This is a genomic window from Amycolatopsis sp. NPDC114504 (assembly GCF_055633595.1).
Window position 1 is genome coordinate 830,706 of record NZ_JBVKDU010000002.1, and the last position, 17,470, is coordinate 848,175.

General features: G+C 70.3%; 16 protein-coding genes. 2 read left to right on the forward strand and 14 right to left on the reverse strand.

Features of this window, described 5'->3' with window-relative positions; all coding sequences use genetic code 11:
* Positions 1-18 precede the first annotated feature (18 nt).
* From ACZ7PG_RS15760 to ACZ7PG_RS15805, 10 genes are all read right to left on the reverse strand, one after another.
* Entirely contained in the window at positions 19-1,281 is a 1,263-nt protein-coding gene (locus ACZ7PG_RS15760; RefSeq protein WP_470239759.1) for a helix-turn-helix domain-containing protein, read from the reverse strand.
* A 101-nt stretch (positions 1,282-1,382) separates the two neighbouring features.
* Positions 1,383-1,658 (reverse strand): hypothetical protein, encoded by a 276-nt coding sequence (locus ACZ7PG_RS15765; RefSeq protein WP_470239760.1) that lies wholly within the window; start codon positions 1,656-1,658, stop codon positions 1,383-1,385.
* A gap of 150 nt (positions 1,659-1,808) precedes the next feature.
* Positions 1,809-2,453: an alpha/beta fold hydrolase gene (locus tag ACZ7PG_RS15770; RefSeq protein ID WP_470239761.1), complete on the reverse strand. Its 645-nt coding sequence runs from the start codon at positions 2,451-2,453 to the stop codon at positions 1,809-1,811.
* On the reverse strand, positions 2,450-3,463 hold the full coding sequence (locus tag ACZ7PG_RS15775; protein ID WP_470239762.1) for an alpha-ketoacid dehydrogenase subunit beta: 1,014 nt from the start codon (positions 3,461-3,463) through the stop codon (positions 2,450-2,452). The genes ACZ7PG_RS15770 and ACZ7PG_RS15775 overlap by 4 nt, the downstream gene beginning before the upstream one ends.
* A 14-nt stretch (positions 3,464-3,477) precedes the next feature.
* The gene (locus ACZ7PG_RS15780; protein ID WP_470239763.1) at positions 3,478-4,434 is read right to left on the reverse strand and encodes a thiamine pyrophosphate-dependent dehydrogenase E1 component subunit alpha; all 957 of its coding nucleotides are present in this window, start codon (positions 4,432-4,434) and stop codon (positions 3,478-3,480) included.
* Positions 4,431-5,465, reverse strand: a complete 1,035-nt coding sequence (locus tag ACZ7PG_RS15785) for an ATP-NAD kinase family protein (RefSeq protein WP_470239764.1) — start codon at positions 5,463-5,465, stop codon at positions 4,431-4,433. Before ACZ7PG_RS15785 ends, ACZ7PG_RS15780 begins: the two co-directional genes overlap by 4 nt.
* Before the next feature lie 240 nt (positions 5,466-5,705).
* Positions 5,706-5,930: a heavy-metal-associated domain-containing protein gene (locus ACZ7PG_RS15790; RefSeq protein ID WP_470239765.1), complete on the reverse strand. Its 225-nt coding sequence runs from the start codon at positions 5,928-5,930 to the stop codon at positions 5,706-5,708.
* 64 nt (positions 5,931-5,994) lie between these two features.
* Complete coding sequence (locus tag ACZ7PG_RS15795) at positions 5,995-6,198, reverse strand: cold-shock protein (RefSeq protein ID WP_013222289.1); 204 nt, start codon at positions 6,196-6,198, stop codon at positions 5,995-5,997.
* Between the two features lie 206 nt (positions 6,199-6,404).
* A complete protein-coding gene (locus ACZ7PG_RS15800) occupies positions 6,405-6,578 on the reverse strand; it encodes a hypothetical protein (protein WP_470239766.1) in 174 nt (57 codons plus the stop codon).
* Between the two features lie 213 nt (positions 6,579-6,791).
* Positions 6,792-8,450, reverse strand: coding sequence for a thiamine pyrophosphate-binding protein (locus tag ACZ7PG_RS15805; protein WP_470240767.1), 1,659 nt, complete (start codon positions 8,448-8,450; stop codon positions 6,792-6,794).
* A 135-nt stretch (positions 8,451-8,585) separates the two neighbouring features.
* On the opposite strand from ACZ7PG_RS15805, the gene ACZ7PG_RS15810 reads away from it, so the two are divergent.
* Positions 8,586-9,866 carry a hydroxyacid-oxoacid transhydrogenase gene (locus ACZ7PG_RS15810; protein ID WP_470239767.1) on the forward strand — a complete coding sequence of 427 codons (1,281 nt, stop codon included), beginning with the start codon at positions 8,586-8,588 and terminating at the stop codon, positions 9,864-9,866.
* Entirely contained in the window at positions 9,860-10,273 is a 414-nt protein-coding gene (locus tag ACZ7PG_RS15815) for an acyl-CoA thioesterase (protein WP_470239768.1), read from the forward strand. The genes ACZ7PG_RS15810 and ACZ7PG_RS15815 overlap by 7 nt, the downstream gene beginning before the upstream one ends.
* Positions 10,274-10,507: 234 nt before the next feature.
* Here the strand turns inward: ACZ7PG_RS15815 and ACZ7PG_RS15820 are convergent, their stop codons facing one another.
* The 4 genes from ACZ7PG_RS15820 to lanKC all read right to left on the reverse strand — a co-directional run bounded on the left by ACZ7PG_RS15820 (position 10,508) and on the right by lanKC (position 17,096).
* Complete coding sequence (locus ACZ7PG_RS15820) at positions 10,508-12,553, reverse strand: ATP-binding cassette domain-containing protein (protein WP_470239769.1); 2,046 nt, start codon at positions 12,551-12,553, stop codon at positions 10,508-10,510.
* On the reverse strand, positions 12,550-14,217 hold the full coding sequence (locus ACZ7PG_RS15825; protein WP_470239770.1) for an ABC transporter ATP-binding protein: 1,668 nt from the start codon (positions 14,215-14,217) through the stop codon (positions 12,550-12,552). Before ACZ7PG_RS15825 ends, ACZ7PG_RS15820 begins: the two co-directional genes overlap by 4 nt.
* Before the next feature lie 128 nt (positions 14,218-14,345).
* Positions 14,346-14,492, reverse strand: a complete 147-nt coding sequence (locus tag ACZ7PG_RS15830) for a SapB/AmfS family lanthipeptide (RefSeq protein ID WP_470239771.1) — start codon at positions 14,490-14,492, stop codon at positions 14,346-14,348.
* 39 nt (positions 14,493-14,531) lie between these two features.
* On the reverse strand, positions 14,532-17,096 hold the full coding sequence (lanKC, locus tag ACZ7PG_RS15835) for a class III lanthionine synthetase LanKC (protein ID WP_470239772.1): 2,565 nt from the start codon (positions 17,094-17,096) through the stop codon (positions 14,532-14,534).
* Positions 17,097-17,470: the final 374 nt, after the last annotated feature.

Consider the following 17,470-nt stretch of genomic DNA (forward strand, 5'->3'; position numbering starts at 1 on the left):
CCATCTTCCCCGGGGTGATCAGCCGCGGATGGCGGGGGCGAGCGAGTGCGGCAGCACGGCTTCGGGGCTCGGCGGGCGCCGGACCAGCACTTCGACGTCGTCGGCGAAGCGGTACGGCTTCGCGCCGAGGATGCCGCCGAAGTGGCGGCGCAGCCGGGACATCTCCGCGCGGACGGTGACCGTGCGGCCCGCGTCGCCGAACAGGTCCGACGACAGCTCCGACGCCGAGCGGCCGGCGCGGTGGCTGGCCAGCACGTACAGCATCTCGGCGTGACGAGGGCTGAGCCGGTGCGTCCAGGTCCCGGCCGCGCCGGCCACGGTCAGCTCGGGTTCGCGCGGCGACCGGACGTCGAGGACGACGCGGGTCGGCGGCGCGGCGTCGTTCTCGGTGGGGCGGATGAGCCAGCCGCCGGGCACGGGTTCGACCGCGCAGTGGCCGTACGCCGGCAGCCAGACCCCGCCCGGCGCGAGGTTCGCGGGCAGCGAGATCCGGTCGACCGGCGCGAGCCCGGCGGCCGCGGCGACCCAGCCGTGCCCGTCGGCGACGACGGCCTGCCCGCCGACCTTCGCGAGCACCGGGACGGCGAAGCCGCGCAGCCGTTCGAGCTCGGTGAGGTGGGTCGTGCGCAGCTGGGACTCCGCGAGCCGCGTCACGGCGTCGACCAGCGCCAACGTCGTCGCGTGGACGGTCGAGGCCGAGCCGGAGAGATCGACGATGCCGAGCAGCCTGCCGTCACGCGGGTCGTGCAGCGGCGCGGCGGCGCACGTCCAGGAGTGGTGCGCGCGGACGTAGTGCTCGGCGGCGTACATCTGGACCGGGCGGCGCGTGACCAGCGCGGTGCCGATCGCGTTGGTGCCGACGGCTTCCTCCTGCCAGCCGGCGCCTTCGACGAGCCCGAGCCGGTCGGCGCGGCGGCGGACCGCGGCACTGCCGTCGCGCCAGAGCACGCTGCCGCCCGCGTCGACGATCACCATGATGTGCGCGGCCTGCTCGGCGAGACTGGTCAGGCCACCGCGCAACGTCGGCAGCGCCTCGGCCATCCCGCTCGTGCGACGGCGCGCTTCCAGCTCTTCGACGGTCAGGACGGGCGCGTCGGACCGGCCGTCGGGATCCATGCCGAGCCGGCGCATGCGTTGCCAGGACGCGTCGATCACCGGCCGCGGCCGGCTGGGCAGGTCTTTGCCGGTCAGGGCCGCTTCGTGCACCTGCGCGAGGACACGGGCGTGCCGCCGGGGGTCCGCCCCGGCAGGCAACGCTGCCTCGAGGTCTCGCTGCCCCAACTGCCGCTCCTTGCGCTCCGCCTCCTCAGTCTGCCTTTTCGGGCTGCTGATCGGAAGGTGGCGACAATCTCGCCGGCGCGGCCCCGCCGGAGGCGAGTGGGTCAGCCCGTGATCGCGCTGATCACGGCACCCGGAGCTTCGAGGTGCACCATGTGCCCGGCGTTCTCGACGTACACGTCCGCGTTTCCCGGCGGCAGCACGGCGTCCTGGCGTCCCCAGACGACCTTGACCGGCAAGTCCACTGTGGACAGCATCCGAGCTGCGTCGATGGCCTGCGCCTCGCCGTCGAGGAGCGTGTCCAGCAGCGTCGCGAGGACCTTGTCGACGCCGTCCCGACGCTTGTACCTGAGCAGGTCATCGGCCAGCTGACGGGTCACCAAGCCCGGGTCGGCGAACAACGCGCCCAGCTGCGGTTTCAGCTCACGCCGGGTCGTCGCCGTCGCGAATCCGCGCAGGTAGCCGGCGTTGACGGCGGTGCCGAAGCCGGCCGGGGCGAGAAGTGTGAGCTTTTCGACCTTGCCAGGCGCTTACGCCGCGGCGGCCGTGACGACCGCGCCACCCAGTGAGTGCCCGACGAGGTGGGCGTTCCCGATGCCGCGCGCGTCGAGGAAGCCGAGGACCGCGTCGGCGAGGGTGTCGAGGGAGCCGTCGCCGACGTCCTTGGTCGAGTCGCCGTGTCCGGGCAGGTCGAGGGCGTGGACACGCTTTGTCCTGCTCAACGGCTCCTGCACGAACAGCCAGGAGTTCTTGTCGCCGCCGAAGCCGTGGACCAGGACGACGTCGTCGCCCTCGGTGCCCAGGGTCGCGTAGGCGAGCGTCCTCCCGCCGACCTCGACGGTGCCGGTGACCGGGCCTTCCGGCGCCTCGACCGCACCTTTTCGGATCTCCTCGCGGGCCTTGCCGGCGGCTTCGTCGAGCTCATCGTCCGGTGTCGTGCTTTCGGCGATCAGGGCGAGGGTGCCGCCGACCGGCACCTCCTCACCGGCCACGGCGATCACCCGCCGCAGCACGCCGTCACCCAGGGATTCGAACGTGCCGTTGATCTTGTCGGTGTCGATGTCGGCGAGGTCGTCACCGGTCCCGACCTCGTCGCCTTCGGCCACGAACCAGCCGGTGACGCGGCCGCGTTCCATCGAAAGGCCCCACTTGGGCATCGTGACCGGCCGGATCATCGCCGGTAATCCACGACCGCCTTCGCCGCGTTGAGGACCTTCTGCGCGTCCGGGATGTAGAGGTCCTCGAGCGCGTCGGAGAACGGGACCGGCGTGTGCGGCGGCGTCACCATCTCGATCGGGGCCCGCAGCGAGCCGAACGCGTCCTTCGCGACGAGCGCGGAGATGTCCGTGGCGAGGTTGCAGCGCGGCGAAGCCTCGTCGACGACGACCAAGCGTCCGGTGTTTTCGACGCTTTCGAGGATCGTGTCGGCGTCGAGCGGGCTGGTGGTGCGCGGGTCGATGATCTCGGCTTCGATGCCGTTGCTGGCCAGCTCTTTCGCCGCTTCCTGGGCGATGGCGACCATGCGGCCGATCGCCACGATCGTCACGTCACCGCCGTCGCGCACGACGTTCGCCTCGCCGAACGGGATCGTGTAGCTGTCCTCGGGGACGTCGCCGCTGGTGTCGTAGAGGGCCTTGTGCTCGCAGAAGATCACCGGGTCGTCGTCGCGGATGGCCTGGATGAGCAGGCCTTTCGCCTCGTACGGGCTCGACGGCACGACGACCTTCAGCCCCGGGATGTGCGTGAAGATCGGGTACAGGCACTGCGAATGCTGCGCGGCGGCCCGCAGCCCGGCGCCGTACATCGTCCGGATCACCACCGGCGTCCGCGCGTTGCCGCCGAACATGTACCGGAACTTGGCCGCCTGGTTGAAGATCTGGTCGAAGCAGACGCCCATGAAGTCGATGAACATCAGTTCCGCGACCGGCCGCTGCCCGCGCGTCGCGGCGCCGATCGCCGCGCCGACGAAGGCGGACTCCGAGATCGGCGTGTCGAGCACGCGGCCCGGGAACTTGTGGAACAGGCCTTTCGTGACGCCGAGGACCCCGCCCCAGGCGTCGTCGTCGCCCAGGCCGCCGGCGCCGCCCGCGTTGTCCTCCCCCATGACGATGACCGACTCGTCGCGCTCCATCTCCTGGCAGAGCGCCTCGTTGATCGCCTCGCGGTAGCTGATCGTGCGTGTCATGGCATGCGCTCCGTTCAGTACGAGACGTAGACGTCGGTTTCGAGGTCTTCCTTCGTGGGTTTCGGCGCGGCCTTGGCCTCGGAGACGGCGTCCTCGATCAACTTCGCGACTTCGGCGTCGATGGCGTCGATGACCTCGCGGTCCAGCTCGCCGTTGTCGGTGACGCGTTCCCGGAACCGGTTGAGGCAGTCGAGGTTCTCGCGGGCGTCGGCGACTTCGCCGGCCCGGTAGGTCTGCTGGTCGCCCTCGAAGTGCCCGAAGTAGCGGGTGAACTTGACCTCGATGAGCGTCGGGCCACCGCCGGCGCGGGCGCGTTCGACGGCCTCCCCGGCGGCTTCGTGGACGGCGAAGAAGTCGAACCCGTCGACGATCACGCCCGGCATGCCGAACCCGGCGGCGCGGTCGGCGATGTTGTCCGAGGCGACGGACCAGCTGCTCGACGTCGCTTCGGCGTAGCCGTTGTTCTCGGCGATGAAGAGGGCGGGCAGGTCCCAGACCGACGCGAGGTTCAGCGCCTCCAGCGTCGTCCCCTGGTTGCTGGCGCCGTCGCCGAAGAAGGCGACCCCGACGCCGCCGGTGTGCTGTTGTTTGGCGGCGAGGGCGGTGCCGCAGATGAGCGGCGGGCCGCCGCCGACGATGCCGTTCGCGCCGAGCATGCCCTTCGAGAGGTCGGCGATGTGCATCGAGCCGCCCTTGCCGTGACAGGAACCTGTCCGGCGGCCGTAGATCTCGGCCATCATGGCCTTGACGTCCACACCCTTGGCGATGCAGTGGCCGTGACCGCGGTGGGTGCTGGCGATGGCGTCACGGTCGTCGAGGTGGGCGCAGACCCCTGCGGCGGAGGCCTCCTCACCGGCGTAGAGGTGCACGAACCCGGGGATTTCGCCCGTCGCAAACTCTTCGTGCACCCGCTCTTCGAACGCTCGGATGGTGCGCATCACGCGATACGCCTCCCGCAGGGTGTCCGTCATCTTCGACGCTCCTTCCCGAGTTCGGTTTCCGTGCGCAACAGCCCTTTCCGTGCCGCTTCCGCCATCACCGCCCGCACGTCCACGACCCACGGGCCGTCCGGCTTGAGCTCGACGAACGCGCTTTCGCCCGTCTTCAGTTCGAGTTCGCGCTCCCCGTCCAGCGCGATGACGCCACCCGACGCGGCGAGTTCGACGCGCATCCCGGGCTTGAGCACGCCCCACCCGCGCACGCCGACGGGCCGGACCAGCCCGGGCGCGATGGGCGCGTGCACGATGTACGGCGTCTCATCCACCGGCCCGAGCTGCAGCGCGACGCCGTCCGGGCTCGACCGCGGGCTGGGACAGAGCTGCCCTGGCACGCTGGACAGGCCGATGCCGTCGGGTTCGGCGAAGGTGCAGTAGAGCTCGGTGAGGGAGGCCGGATCCCACAGCGCCCGCGCGCCGATGTGCCGGCTCGACGACACGCACACGTCCACGAGCGCGATCTCACGACGCGCCTTCGTGACGACTTCGAGCACGCTGACCCGGTGCGTGACGAGATCGGGGTCGACCTGCCCGGAGGCGATCAGCCCGGCGGCCAGCCCGGCGACGGTGGCCTCCCGCATCTGCGGGAAGGCGTTGTTGGTCCCGGTGGAGAGGGCGAGGATCGGAACGTCTTCGCAGGCCGCGGCGGCAACGCGAGCGGTGCCGTCCCCACCGAGGACGACGATGACCCCGGCCCCGGCTTCGACCATCCGGCGGACGGCGTTGGTCGTGTCGGCGGCGGTGCCGGTGATCGGATCGTCCGCGCAGAAGTCGACCGTGGGCCAGGTCCCACCTCGTCCGAGAGCCTTGAGAACCGCGGCGGAGATGCCCCCGAGATCGGTCGAGACAAGGGCCCGATCGAGCCCGGTCACCGCGAAGGCGGCCAGCAGCCGCTGGACCATGTTCGCCTTTTCCGCGGTGGGGAACACCGAGGCCTGCGCGACCAGCCGGCGGATGTCCCGCCCCGAAGCCGGATTCGCGACGATCCCCGCCACCGTCTCGCCCAACCTGACCTCCCTGTCAAAGCGCCGGAGGACAGCAGACTCCGAAGCCGGACGAAAGGGAAGGGTTGCAGGGCGTTGCAGTGTTCACACGGGCAGTCGCGCAGGGTCTTCGCCGGCCGGATCGAGCTGCGGCAGCCCGACTGAGCCGAAGATCACAGCGGCGTGCGGATCTCCAGTGGACTGTCCAACCTGGAGGCCAACGCGACGGAGAAGAACAACCCAAGGTCGACCTGGGGGAAAGAGCTACGAGACCAGGCTCGCCGTGCCCTCGTAAGAGAACCCGGCCTCATCGATCGCGGTCCGCACGTCATCCTCGGCCAACGGACCTTCGGAGCGAACGACCACCCGGCCGGTCGCGACGTCGACGTCCACTTCGACCACTCCCGGCAGACCGGTGAGTTCTTCGGTGACCGACTGGGCGCAGTGTCCGCAGCTCATCCCGGAGACGGTGTAACCGTGCTCGATCATGGTGCCCAGCATACGAAAAGGGCCGCCACCCCGAACGGGTGACGGCCCTTCCCCAAGATCAAAGTCAGATCACGGTGACCGACGTGGCCTGCGGGCCCTTCTGGCCCTGGCCGATCTCGAACTCGACGCGAGCGTTCTCTTCCAGGCTCTTGAAGCCGTTACCCTGGATCTCGCTGTAGTGAACGAAGACGTCGCCGCCACCGTTGTCGGGGGTGATGAAGCCGAACCCCTTCTCGGAGTTGAACCACTTCACAGTGCCCTGAGTCATTAAAAATCTCCATATGCAACCACAAAACAGGAAGCCACTTCGGCGCCCCGGGTCAACACCAGGACGGTTTGCTTCCTCGGCGAGGAGACACTACGCCCGCTGAATTCTGCGAGCGTGACTCAACACGAACACAAAAATCTAGACCACCGTCAGTAAAGCACACCTCGAGCAGGGCGGACAAGCCGTCTTCACCCGGGAGGGGTGAGCTATTCGCCACTGGCCGGGCGCAGGCCCTCCGCGCTGAAGGGCGACCGCCAGGTGGTGTCGCGCTCGGCGGCGACCACGGCGTCGTCGTGGGCCTCCGCGCTGGCGCTGAACAGCACCGGTACGACGCCCGAGGACTTCCGCGATGGTTCGGATGCGTGCTGGTGATCGGTCACGTCGAAACTCCCCTCGTTCCCTGCCCGCTTCCCTGCGGGTCATGACCGTGATGGTGCCATGCGGCACCGACAGAAACCGGTTGTTTCCCGCCGGGACCCGGCCGGGAAGGTTCAGCGGCGAACCACCACCGGAACAACGTCAGATTACCTGAGCCACCGCCGTGCTACCACACAACTTCCCCGGCGTTTTCCGAAGCGAAACCGAGCAAACCCTTACTGGGCGGGCGGTTGCGGACGTGCTTGTCCGAGCAGGGCCGAAAGCCGCACGTCCGGGGTCACGACGTCCGGGTCGGTCCGCACGTCGATGACACACGGCCGCTGCCGCACCAGCGCGCTGGCGATGATCGGCTCGAGCTCCTCGCGATCGTCCACCGTGTACCCGGCCGCGCCGAGACCACGCGCCCACGACGCGAAGTCGGTCAACGGGATGGACACTCCGGACAGCCTGCCGTGTGTGCGGGCCTGGTGCATGGCGAGCGCTCCGTGCACGCCATTTTGGAAGACGACGACCATCACCGGCGCCCGGTAACGGACGGCTGTCTCGATCTCCTGGCCGGTCATCAGCGTCCCGGCGTCTCCCACCATGGCTACCACGGTTCGCCTCGGTTCGGCCAGTTTCGCCGCCACGGCGGCCGGCACGGCGTAGCCCATGGCGGCGTTGCTCGGGCCGAGCTGGCTGCGTGGCGCGGTGAAGCACCAGTACCGGTGCATGAACTGCGCGAAGTTGCCGGCATCGCTGGTCACGATGGTGTCCTCGGGCGCCAGTTTTCGCAGCGCGCGGACGACGTCCACCGGGTGCACCCGCGTGTTGCCGCTCGTGTCGGGCGGAGTCATGAAGGTGTGGACGGCCGCGTTCGCCGCCGAAGCCCGCCGCGTCCGCGGCGACGCCACCTCCCGCAGCTCCCGCAGGAACGGCTCGACCTCGGAGTCGACGCGGAACGTAAGACCGCGCCGCCGCGAGCTGACGTCGATCCCGGTGCCGACCAGGATCAGCGTCTGCTGGGCCGTCGGGTAGCGGTAGGCCTGGGTGGTGACCTCGTCGAGCTGGGTGCCGAGCGCGAGGACCAAATCGGCCCGTTCCAGCGCGTCCAGCTGCCGTGCCGGGATGCCGAGCCCGAGGTGACCGGCGTAGCGCGCGTGGTTCTCCGGGAAGGCGTCCTGCCGCCGGAAGGCGTTGTAGACGGGCAGCGCGAGCTCGTCGGCGACCGCGATCAGCTCGTCGCGCGCGGACCGCGCCCGCCCGCCGACGATGACCACGGGGTACTTCGCCTCGTCCACCAGCTGCGCGACGGCGTCCGCCGAACGGCCCAGCGTCCCGGAAGCCGGCGGCCGCACCCGCGCCATCGGCTTCGCCGCGTCGTAGGGCATCCCCCAGATGTCGCAGGGCACGCCGAGCACGACCGGCCCCGGCCTGCCCTCCTGCGACGTGGTCAGCGCGTGCGCGAACAGCGCCGGCAGGCTGTCCGGGTCGGTCACCCGCAACGTCGACTTGGCGATCGACTCGAACATCGCCGTCAGGTCCGACGTCGGCAGCTCCCCGGACGACGACGGCATCGGCTCGGTCGCCGGCGTCTCCAGCAGCACGACCATCGGGGTCTCGTCCTGGTACGCCGTCTGGACGCCGATCGCCAGGCTCGCCGCGCTCGGCCCCCGGCTGGCGAGCAGCACGGCGGGCCGCTCGGTGAGCTTGCCCTCCGCCTCCGCCATGAACGCCGCGCCCGCGTCGTGACGCGCCGAGACCAACGTGATCTCCCGCTCGCGCTGCAGGGCGTCGAGCAGTTCCAGGAAGGACTCGCCGACCACCGCGTACACGCGGCGGACCCTCGCCTCGGTCAGGATCCGCACGGCCGTCTGGGCGACGGTCGCTCCCAGTTGGTATCTAATGAGGAGAGCTTAGGCGGGCACCGTTCAGTGCAGTCAAGTGATCTTCGCCGAAACCCGGTAAGGATGGACTGAATGTCCGCTTTGACCGACTGCTAGCCGATCAAGGGAGCGAGGACCGCAGTCTTGACCGCGACCGAACATGAAACCGTTTTTACTTATGGCGCACCGGCGTTGAAGTACGGCACCGGCGCCAGCGACGAGATCGGCTACGACCTCACCCAGTACGGCGTGCACCGCGTGCTCGTCGTGACGGACCCGCAGGTCGCCTCGACCGGCTGGCCCCGCCGCATCGCCGACGGGATCGCGGGCTACGGCATCGAAACCGAGATCTTCGACGGCGTACACGTCGAACCCACCGATGTCAGCATGCAGAAGGCGGTTGACTTCGCCCGCGGAACCGGTCCGTACGACGCCTTCGTCGCCGTCGGCGGCGGGTCGGCCATCGACACCGCCAAGGCCGCGAACCTGCTCACCAGCAACGACGGCGAGCTGATGGACTACGTCAACGCCCCGGTCGGCGGCGGTCGCGCGCCGGACCGCCCGCTGAAGCCGTTGGTCGCCGTTCCCACGACCACCGGCACCGGCTCGGAGAGCACCACGGTCTGCGTGCTCGACGTCCTCTCCCTGCGCGTCAAGAGCGGGATCAGCCACCTGCGGCTGCGCCCGACCCTCGCCGTCGTCGACCCCCGGCTCACCGTCAGCCAGCCGGCCGGCGTGACCGCCGCCAGCGGCATGGACATCCTCTGCCACGCCGCGGAGAGTTACACAGCGAAGCCGTACACCGAGTTCGAGCGCAAGCGCCCGGAGCAGCGCGTGCCGTACTGCGGCGCGAACCCGCTGGCCGACATGTTCGCCGAGCAGTCCCTGCGGCTGCTGTCGTGGGCCCTCCCCGCCGCCGTGCGTGACGGCGACGACCTCAAGGCCCGCGAAGCCATGGCCCTGGCCGCGACGTTCGCCGGGCTCGGGTTCGGCAACGCCGGCGTCCACATCCCGCACGCCAACGCGTACCCGATCGCCGGCCAGGTCAGGGATTTCCACCCGGATGGTTACCCGGGCGAAGAACCCATGGTCCCGCACGGCATGGCCGTGTCCCTGACCGCGCCCGCAGCGTTCCGCTTCACCTTCGACGCGGCGCCGGATCGCCACCTGCGCGTCGCGCGCCTGCTGGCGCCCGACTTCGAGTGGCCCGGCGACTTCGCCGACCACCTGCCCGCGGTGCTGATCGACCTGATGCGGCAGATCGGCATCCCGGACGGCATCGGTGCCGTCGGCTACACGGAGTCCGATGTGGACTCCCTGGTCGAGGGAACGCTGAAGCAGCAGCGGTTGCTGGCCACCGCACCCCGCGAGGCGTCCGAGGACGACCTGTCCGGCATCCTGCGCGAGTCGGTGTCACTGTGGTGAACGGATACCCGCACTGGCAGACGGTTCCGTTGCGCTGGAAGGACAACGACGTCTACGGGCACGTCAACAACGTGGTGCACTACTCGCTGATGGACACCGTGATCAACACGTGGCTGATCGAGCAGGGCGGCCTCGACATCGAAGCCGGGGAGGTGATCGGGCTGTGCGTCGAGTCGCACTGCGGGTATCACTCATCGGTTTCCTTTCCTGGGGTGCTGCGGGTGGGTTTGCGCGTGGCGCACCTCGGGAAGTCCAGCGTGCGCTACGAGATCGGCATGTACGCCGCCGACGAGTCCCTGGTCGCGGAAGGGCACTTCGTGCACGTCTTCGTGGACCGCGAGTCCCGCCGGCCGACACCGCTCGCCGGCAAACTGCGTGAGGCGCTGGAAGCACTTCAACCCGGATGACGTCGACCGCCGGCGGTTCACCTCCTCTCTGACGGTGCCGGTTCCGGGCCGGTTTCTTCCCGCGCTTCCGATCATGCATCACGGCACCGACAGAACCGGCCGAACGGCCGAGTTATCCACAGGCGACGTGAAGATCGGCGAGTTGTCCACAGATTCGCGACGAGGGGTTCCGCGACCGCCCGGCCGCGATAATCTGGAAGCTCCCCATGAGATACGTCCACAGTGGACGGGAAGTCAGCTCACTCGAGCGGCTCGCGACACGGATGGCGACCTAGGCGTCGATCCGGTGGCACCGTTGTGAGAAGGCGGCCCGCCCGTGGCGCCGTTGCCGGCAGGCGTGCCGGCGGCGGTCCCCACTTCCACTGACGGACCAGCAGCAGCTGCGGCTTCGTCGCCGGCAGGCGCCCCGGCGGCGACCGCAGACCCTGTGCCCACTGGCGGATTCGCAGTGGTGCGACCGTGGCCGGCAGGCGCCCCGCCCACGGTCGCGCCACTGCCCGCAGGCGGCGAGCCCCCGGTACCGGCCGGTTGGCCGCCTGCATCCGCGGTCGGCCCGGCACCGGTGGCTGGTTCCCCAGCCACCGGTGTCGCCCAGGCCTGCATGAGTTCGGCGTACCGCGCGGACCTGCCCACCAGGTCGGTGTGGTGGCCCAGCGCGGTCTCGCGGCCGTCTACGACGAGGACGCGATCCGCCCGCAATGCCGACGAAAGCCGGTGCGCGATCACCACCAGGACACCACCCCGCGCGGCGAAGGCCCGCTCCGCGCGCGCTTCCGACACCGGGTCGAGATGGGAGGTGGCTTCATCGAGGATCACGAATTCCGCCGGACTGGCATAGACCCTGGCCAGCGCGAGCAACTGCGCTTCGCCCGCGGAGACGCCTTCGCCGCCGTGACCGATCTCGGCGTCGAGACCGCCAAGGCGGCGAAGCAACGCGCCCGCGCCCACCGCGTCCACGGCGGCCGACAACGCGTCGTCCGGAGCTGACGACGCGAAGAGGCCGACGTTGTCGCGCACCGTTCCCGCGAAGACGTAGGCCTCCTGCGGGATCAGCGCCACGAGTTCGTGCCGGAGCGCCGCGGGCACGTCCCTGACCGGGACGCCGCCCAGCAGTACCCGGCCTTCCTGCGGCATCAGCATCCCGGTCAGCAAGCCGGCCAATGTCGACTTGCCGATACCGCTCGGCCCGACGACGGCGAGGTGCTCCCCCGGCCGCAGGCTCAGGTCCAGCCCACGGACCACGGGCTCGGCCGTCGCGCCCCAGCCGAACGTCAGGCTGCGGACCTCGACGTCGGTGCCGCGCGGGATCGCCGTGCCGTCGGGAACGACGGGTAGCTCGGTCGTCTCCGCCAGTCTGCGGAGCGCGACCAGCAGGCGCAGGACGACGGTGCCGGCTGTGGCCGCCAGACCGCGGAGGGCCGGTTGCATCGTTGTGGCCAGGTAGACGAGCGCGCCGAGCGCCGCGCCCGCGGTCAGTTCGCCGCGAGCGACCAAGCCCGGAGCCAACGCCAGCGCGAGCAACAACGGGACGAACCCGCCGAGCGAGATCACCAGGGACCGGAGGGCGCTCGACCGCGCCACCCGGATCGCGGCCGTCGCCTGCTCGTCGACCGCGTCGTACATCGCGAGCGCGGCGATCGGCTCGGCGCCGCAGGCCACGATGTCGCGCATCCCGGCCAGAGAGGCACCGGCCGTCGCGGCCGTGTGCTCGTCGGCCAGGGCCAACGCGCGCTGGCGGCGGGCGAGCGAAGGAAGGAGGCAGACGAAGGCGGCCAACGAGACGACCACCGGCACCGCGACCGGGAGCACCAGCGCACCGGCGACCGTCACGAGGCCCGCGAGCGCGGAGGCCGTCGTCACCAGCATGCCGCGGGCCTGCACCAGCAGGCCGGCGGTCGCATCCCGGACCACTTCGACGTGCTGGGTGATCCGGGCGACGCCGCTGGAGTCCGGCTGGTTGCGCGGAGGCGACTCGTCGTGCAGCACGCCACGGACGACCGCGGTCACCAGAGCGTCGCGAAGCGGCTCGACCACCCTGCCGAGCTGGTGCCACACCATCCGCGAGCCGAACGCGCCGAGCACCGCGGCCAGTCCGAACAACGCCAGCCAGCCGAGGCCGGCCGCCGGGTCGCCGACGGAAAACCCCCGATCCACGGACAGCTCGACCAACCGTCCCGAGAAGAAAGCGGGTACGCCTTCGAGCACCGAACACACGAGCAGCACCACGCCGCCACGCCACTGCCCGGCGAGAGCGGACCAGTACAACCGGTGCAGGCTCACTCGTCGTCCTCCGTGAAGACACCTCGGTACCTGGGCTCCTGCCAGAGGGCCGCGTGCGGTGCCACCGCGCGGATCCGGCCCTCCTCGAGCCAGGCCACCAGGTCGGCGCGGGCGGCGGTGCCCGCGCGGTGGGTCACGACGACACGGGTGCGGCCCGGCAGCACGTCGGCCAAGGCGCGCTCGACCGCAGCCTCGGTGACCGTGTCGAGGCTGGCCGTGGCGTCGTCGAAGATCAGGACGCGCGGGTTGTGCACGATCGCGCGGGCCAGGCCGAGGCGCTGGGCTTCGCCGCCCGAAAGCGGCGTCTCGGCCAACGGCGTGCGGTAGCCGTCGGGCAAGCGGACGACGACCTCGTCGACCTGCGCGGTCCGGCACGCGTCACGGACGGCGGACTCGCCGGCCCAGGTGCCGTAGCCGACCGCGTCGGCGACTGTGGCGCCGAGCAGCGCCGGCCGTTCGAAGGCGTAGCCGACGACCGCGCGCAGCTCCTCGCGGCGTAGGCGCTCGAGCGGACGGCCGTCGAGGAAGACCTGGCCTTCGTCAGGCGTGATCAGCCCACCGAGTACGCCGGCCAGCACGGACTTGCCCGCACCCGACCGGCCGACGACCGCGAGGAAGGTGCCGCCCTCGATCCGCAGGTCGATCTCCGCCAGCGCACCCGTGACGCCGATGTGGCGGAGGTCGACGGTGCCGTCGCCGGGCAGGAGCGGGAGCTTGCCGCGCACTGCTTCGGGCTCGTCGAGAACCTCGACGAGCCGTTCGGCGCAGCCGCGCGCCCGGGACAGCATGGTGAGCAGTGGGATCTGGGTGACAAGACCGAGCGCGAGGGTCACGTAGCCGAGCGTCGCGACGACGTCGCCGACGCTGAGCCGGCCCGCGAGCACGCCGAAGCCGGCCGCGGCGAGCACGGTCAACTCGACCGCTGGTGTCAGGAGTCCGGCGCGCCAGACCATGCGGGCCTGCGTGCGCCAGATGCCGAGCCCGGCCGTGCTCAGCTTCGGCAGGGGCCGCAGCACGCGCTCGGCTTCGCGGTCGGCGGTGCCGGACGCCGCGATCGTGCGGAGGCCGGCGACCGCGTCGACCATCCGGGCGGCGAGTTCGCCGGAGACCCGCTGGTAGGCGAGAACGTCGTCGGCCGTGTGCTTGAGGTGGCTGCGAGCGAGCAGCAGCGCGAACGGGATGCTGCCGAGGAAGACGAGCGCCAGCCGCCAGTCCAGCAGGGCGAGCAGCACCACGGCCCCGGACGAGATGACCAGCATCGAACCGCACTGGACGACGATCGTCACGATGCCGCCGGTGCCGACGCAGTCGCCGGTGAGCCTGCTGATCGCGTCGCCCTCGGCGAACTTCGATCGGGTACCGAGCGTGAAGAGCTTGTCGGACAGCGCGCGGCGCAACCACGCGGCGGCGGTCGCGGACACGCGGGTGGTCAGGATCCCGCCGACGACGTCGGCGGCGATCTCCGCGCCGCCGACGAGCAGCAGCCAGGAGACCTCACGCCCGCTCGGGCGGCCCGCCACCACGGCGTCGACCGCGGCCGCGAGCGCGCCGGGAAGGAGCAGGCCGGCCGCGGTCGCGACCAGGGCCGTACCCACGATGGCGGCGAGTCGCGGTCGGTCGAGGCCGGCCACCCGGGCCAGCAGCCGATCGGCGGAGCCGCGCATCTCACTCCTTCGGACGAGTTACCGCCGGGGCGGTTCCGGGGTCAGAATGAACGTGCGGGAGCGGCGCACTTGGCCTGTGCCGCTCCCGCACTGTTCACCTCGGCACTACTTGCCGGCGAGCTGCCAGGTCAGTGGCAGGTCAGCAGGCTGATCGTGCTGTTGGTGCAGGAGGCCAGCAGGCTCAGGTTCGACGGCGCGTTGCCGCCCCCGCCGCCGTGACCACCGTTGAGCACCTCGGGGGTCTCCAGGGCCTGCAGCTCCAGAACGAGTTCCATGGTGTTCCTTTCCTCGGTTTACTTCATGCCCGCCGGTCATCAGTGACCGGAGGTGTGGGGGGACGGCGTGCCGCCCAGGAAGGGCAGCACCTCCTTGCCGTCCAGGAGGGCGGCGAGCGCGAGGAGGATCCCCGCGCTGCCGGTGGTGACGTCCATCGACAGCCGCAGCAGCTGGTTGCCGGGGAAGGCGAGGCCGCCGCGGAACGGCACGGCGTACCAGGCCAACCGAGCCAGGTGCAGGTCGATCGCGTCGCGGACGCGTTGCTCGGGTTCGGCGCCCATGCCGAGGGCGACCGCGAGCCCCAACCGGCCGTAGAGCAGGCCGGGATGGATCACGAACTCGCCGCGGCACGACTGACGCAGCTCGGGCAGGCTCTCGCAGGCGATGGCGTCCGGCCGGTGCCGCGCCAGCTGCTCGGCGACGAGGAGAATCCCCGCGCTGCCGATGCCGGCGTACGGGAGCGTCCGCGATGCGCCGTCACGAACCTGCAGTGACGCGTCGTCGGCGAGCACGCATTCTTCGAGGTCACGGCGCAGCGCCTGGTCGGCGAAGGACAGCCACGCCGGCTCGCCGGTGCGCTCGAAGAGCCGGACGAACAGCAGCGCGGGCCCGGACCAGCCGGACAGCAGGCCGGCGCGGGCGAAGTTCGCCGGGGGCGCCGCCGTCTCCAGCGCCTCGGCCAGCCGGACCGCCGTGGTCAGTGCCTGGCGGCCGAACTCGTTGTCCTGCCGGACCGTCGCGAAGTGCAGCATGCCCAGCCCGATGCCGGCCAAGCCACCTTCCAGCGCGTGGTCGGTCGTCTGCTCGACGAGCCGCGCGGACGACGCCAGCAGCTTGGTCGCCTCGTCGTGGTGACCGAAGTTCTCCAGCACGTAGGCGATGCCGTAGCTGCCGTCGTAGAACCCTGGCCGGGTCGGCGGCTCACGACGGACCGAATCGATCAGCCAGCGCTCGTGTTCGGGGAACCGGCCGGCGCCGATGACGTCGAGAGCGTGCAGCACACCCGCGGCCCCGACGCCGAAACAGGCGCCGCCGACCCGGAACTGCTCGATGTCACCGGGGAACAGCCGGTCCTGGCGCTCGGGTGTCGCGCTGGCCAGGATCGCTTCGGCGATCTGCTTGCGGACCAGCGGCCAGTCGGGCTTCTCCTGGTCGAGCTCCGTGTGGACCGGTGCCGGCTCCGCGGGAGCGTCACGCGGGGCCAGCACCGTGACTGCGGCGTCCGCGTAACCCTGGGGCAGCGCGAACCGGCGTTCGACGAAGTCGGCGATGCCACGCAGCTTCGCCGGCGCGAGCTCCGTCAGCTGCGAGAGCGGCAGGAACAGCCACAGCCGCAACGCCGCGATCGCGTGCTCGTCGATCTCGAAGCCGGTGCGGTCGGCCGGTGCGCGGAACCCGGGTGCGCCCAGCGCCGGGCGGTCGTCGGACTCGACGTCGAAGGCCATCTCGAAGTCGATCAGGGAGATCCGGCCGTCGTCGTCATCGTCGATGAGGATGTTCAGCGGGTGCAGGTCGCCGAAGACGACGCCGCGGGCGTGGATCGCCTCGATCGTCTCCTCGACCTTGGCCACGACGTCGAGCGCGCGCCTGGCGTACGCGGCCAGGTCGGCGTCCGTCGTGTCGCGCCTGGTCAGCGGGTAGTTGAGGGCCAGCCAGTTGCCCAGCGAATTGCCCGGCATGTACTCCATGGCCAGGTAGTGGTGCTCCCAGACCGTGAAGTGCTCGAAGACCCGCGGCACACCGGGGACGTCGGCCAGCCGGTCGAGCACCTCGTGCTCACGGCGCAGCCGGGCGACGGCGTCGATCTGGGCGCGGTCCAGGCCGGCGTGCGGACGGGCCTCCTTGAGGACGACCTCGTCACCGCCCGCTTTGGGGTCGGCGAGGTAGACGCCGCCACCGTTCGAGAAGTGCAAGGAGCGCGTCACCCGGTAGGGGAACTGACTCGGGTCGCCTGCCTTACGCGCAGCGATACTGCTCTGCAGACAGGCCGGAATCTTCACCCAATCGGGGACGGAGAAGGTCGGCTCCCGCTTGTCGGGAACGAGCCGGCCATCCGGCTTGCGGATCGCCAGGACGCGGTTGCCGTCATGCTCGACCCACTGCTCGACGAATCCGCCGTAACGGACGTAGAGGGGGCCGTCGCCGTATCTGAGGTCGCTCAGGATATAGGCGCCGTGCTCACCTTCGAGCCGGACGGCCAGATCCTCGAGAACACGCCCCAGCTCGTCTTCGTCAGCCGGGTAAATGGTGATGAGCTTGGCGCTGCCGTCACGGGGGGCGTATTTCGAATTCCGGGCCAGCAGGATCATCAGCGAGCGCAGGTGCTTGTAGGAGATCCGGTGCTCGACACAGTACTCGTGCACCTGCACGAGCACGCGCCGCGCATTGTCCAGACCAGCGGAAACGTGGATTTTCCAGCCCTGAGCGGGAAGTTGACGACTCTCGGGACGCAGCGCCCGCCAGACCCCGCGGTCGGCCGTGACCCAGCCGGTGGCCGGTGCCGGCAGCACCTGGGAAAAATCGTCGACCGGCGCGCCGATTTCCTGTTGTTCGTCGTAGAACAACGGGTCGGCGAAGCAAAATGCTTCGTAGCGCAGGTCCATCGAAGATACCCCTCCGTGTTCCCCCGGGCACCTCGGCTCCGGGGACGAGGAATATTCCCCCATGCCGGACGGCCTCGCGCCTATCCGCCAACGCGGGGGTTCAACTGGGCTATCCGAGGTAGGTAAAAAGGACCCTTACCAGTCGGTAGTCGAACCCAGCGTGATTCTTGGCCGATGGCCAACCACCCTGTCGGGGTGTAACACGAAGCCTTTTACAACATTCCCGCAGGTCCACACCAGGATAACACGGAATAAAGCGCCGAATTGGCACAATGCCATCAAGACAGTTTGGTGATCAACTAACCCGTCCCGGCCACACCTCGTCGGCCCGGATCGTCCACTGTGGAGCGATCCAGGTGGCGCACGCCACGCCC

Bases quoted from the DNA above. Each gene is read 5' to 3' on its own strand.
- ACZ7PG_RS15770 (WP_470239761.1), bottom strand. From the start codon at position 2,453: ATGATCCGGCCGGTCACGATGCCCAAGTGGGGCCTTTCGATGGAACGC.
- ACZ7PG_RS15775 (WP_470239762.1), bottom strand. From the start codon at position 3,463: ATGACACGCACGATCAGCTACCGCGAGGCGATCAACGAGGCGCTCTGC.
- ACZ7PG_RS15780 (WP_470239763.1), bottom strand. From the start codon at position 4,434: ATGACGGACACCCTGCGGGAGGCGTATCGCGTGATGCGCACCATCCGA.
- ACZ7PG_RS15790 (WP_470239765.1), bottom strand. From the start codon at position 5,930: ATGATCGAGCACGGTTACACCGTCTCCGGGATGAGCTGCGGACACTGC.
- ACZ7PG_RS15795 (WP_013222289.1), bottom strand. From the start codon at position 6,198: ATGACTCAGGGCACTGTGAAGTGGTTCAACTCCGAGAAGGGGTTCGGC.
- ACZ7PG_RS15825 (WP_470239770.1), bottom strand. From the start codon at position 14,217: ATGCGCGGCTCCGCCGATCGGCTGCTGGCCCGGGTGGCCGGCCTCGAC.
- ACZ7PG_RS15830 (WP_470239771.1), bottom strand. From the start codon at position 14,492: ATGGAACTCGTTCTGGAGCTGCAGGCCCTGGAGACCCCCGAGGTGCTC.
- lanKC (WP_470239772.1), bottom strand. From the start codon at position 17,096: ATGGACCTGCGCTACGAAGCATTTTGCTTCGCCGACCCGTTGTTCTAC.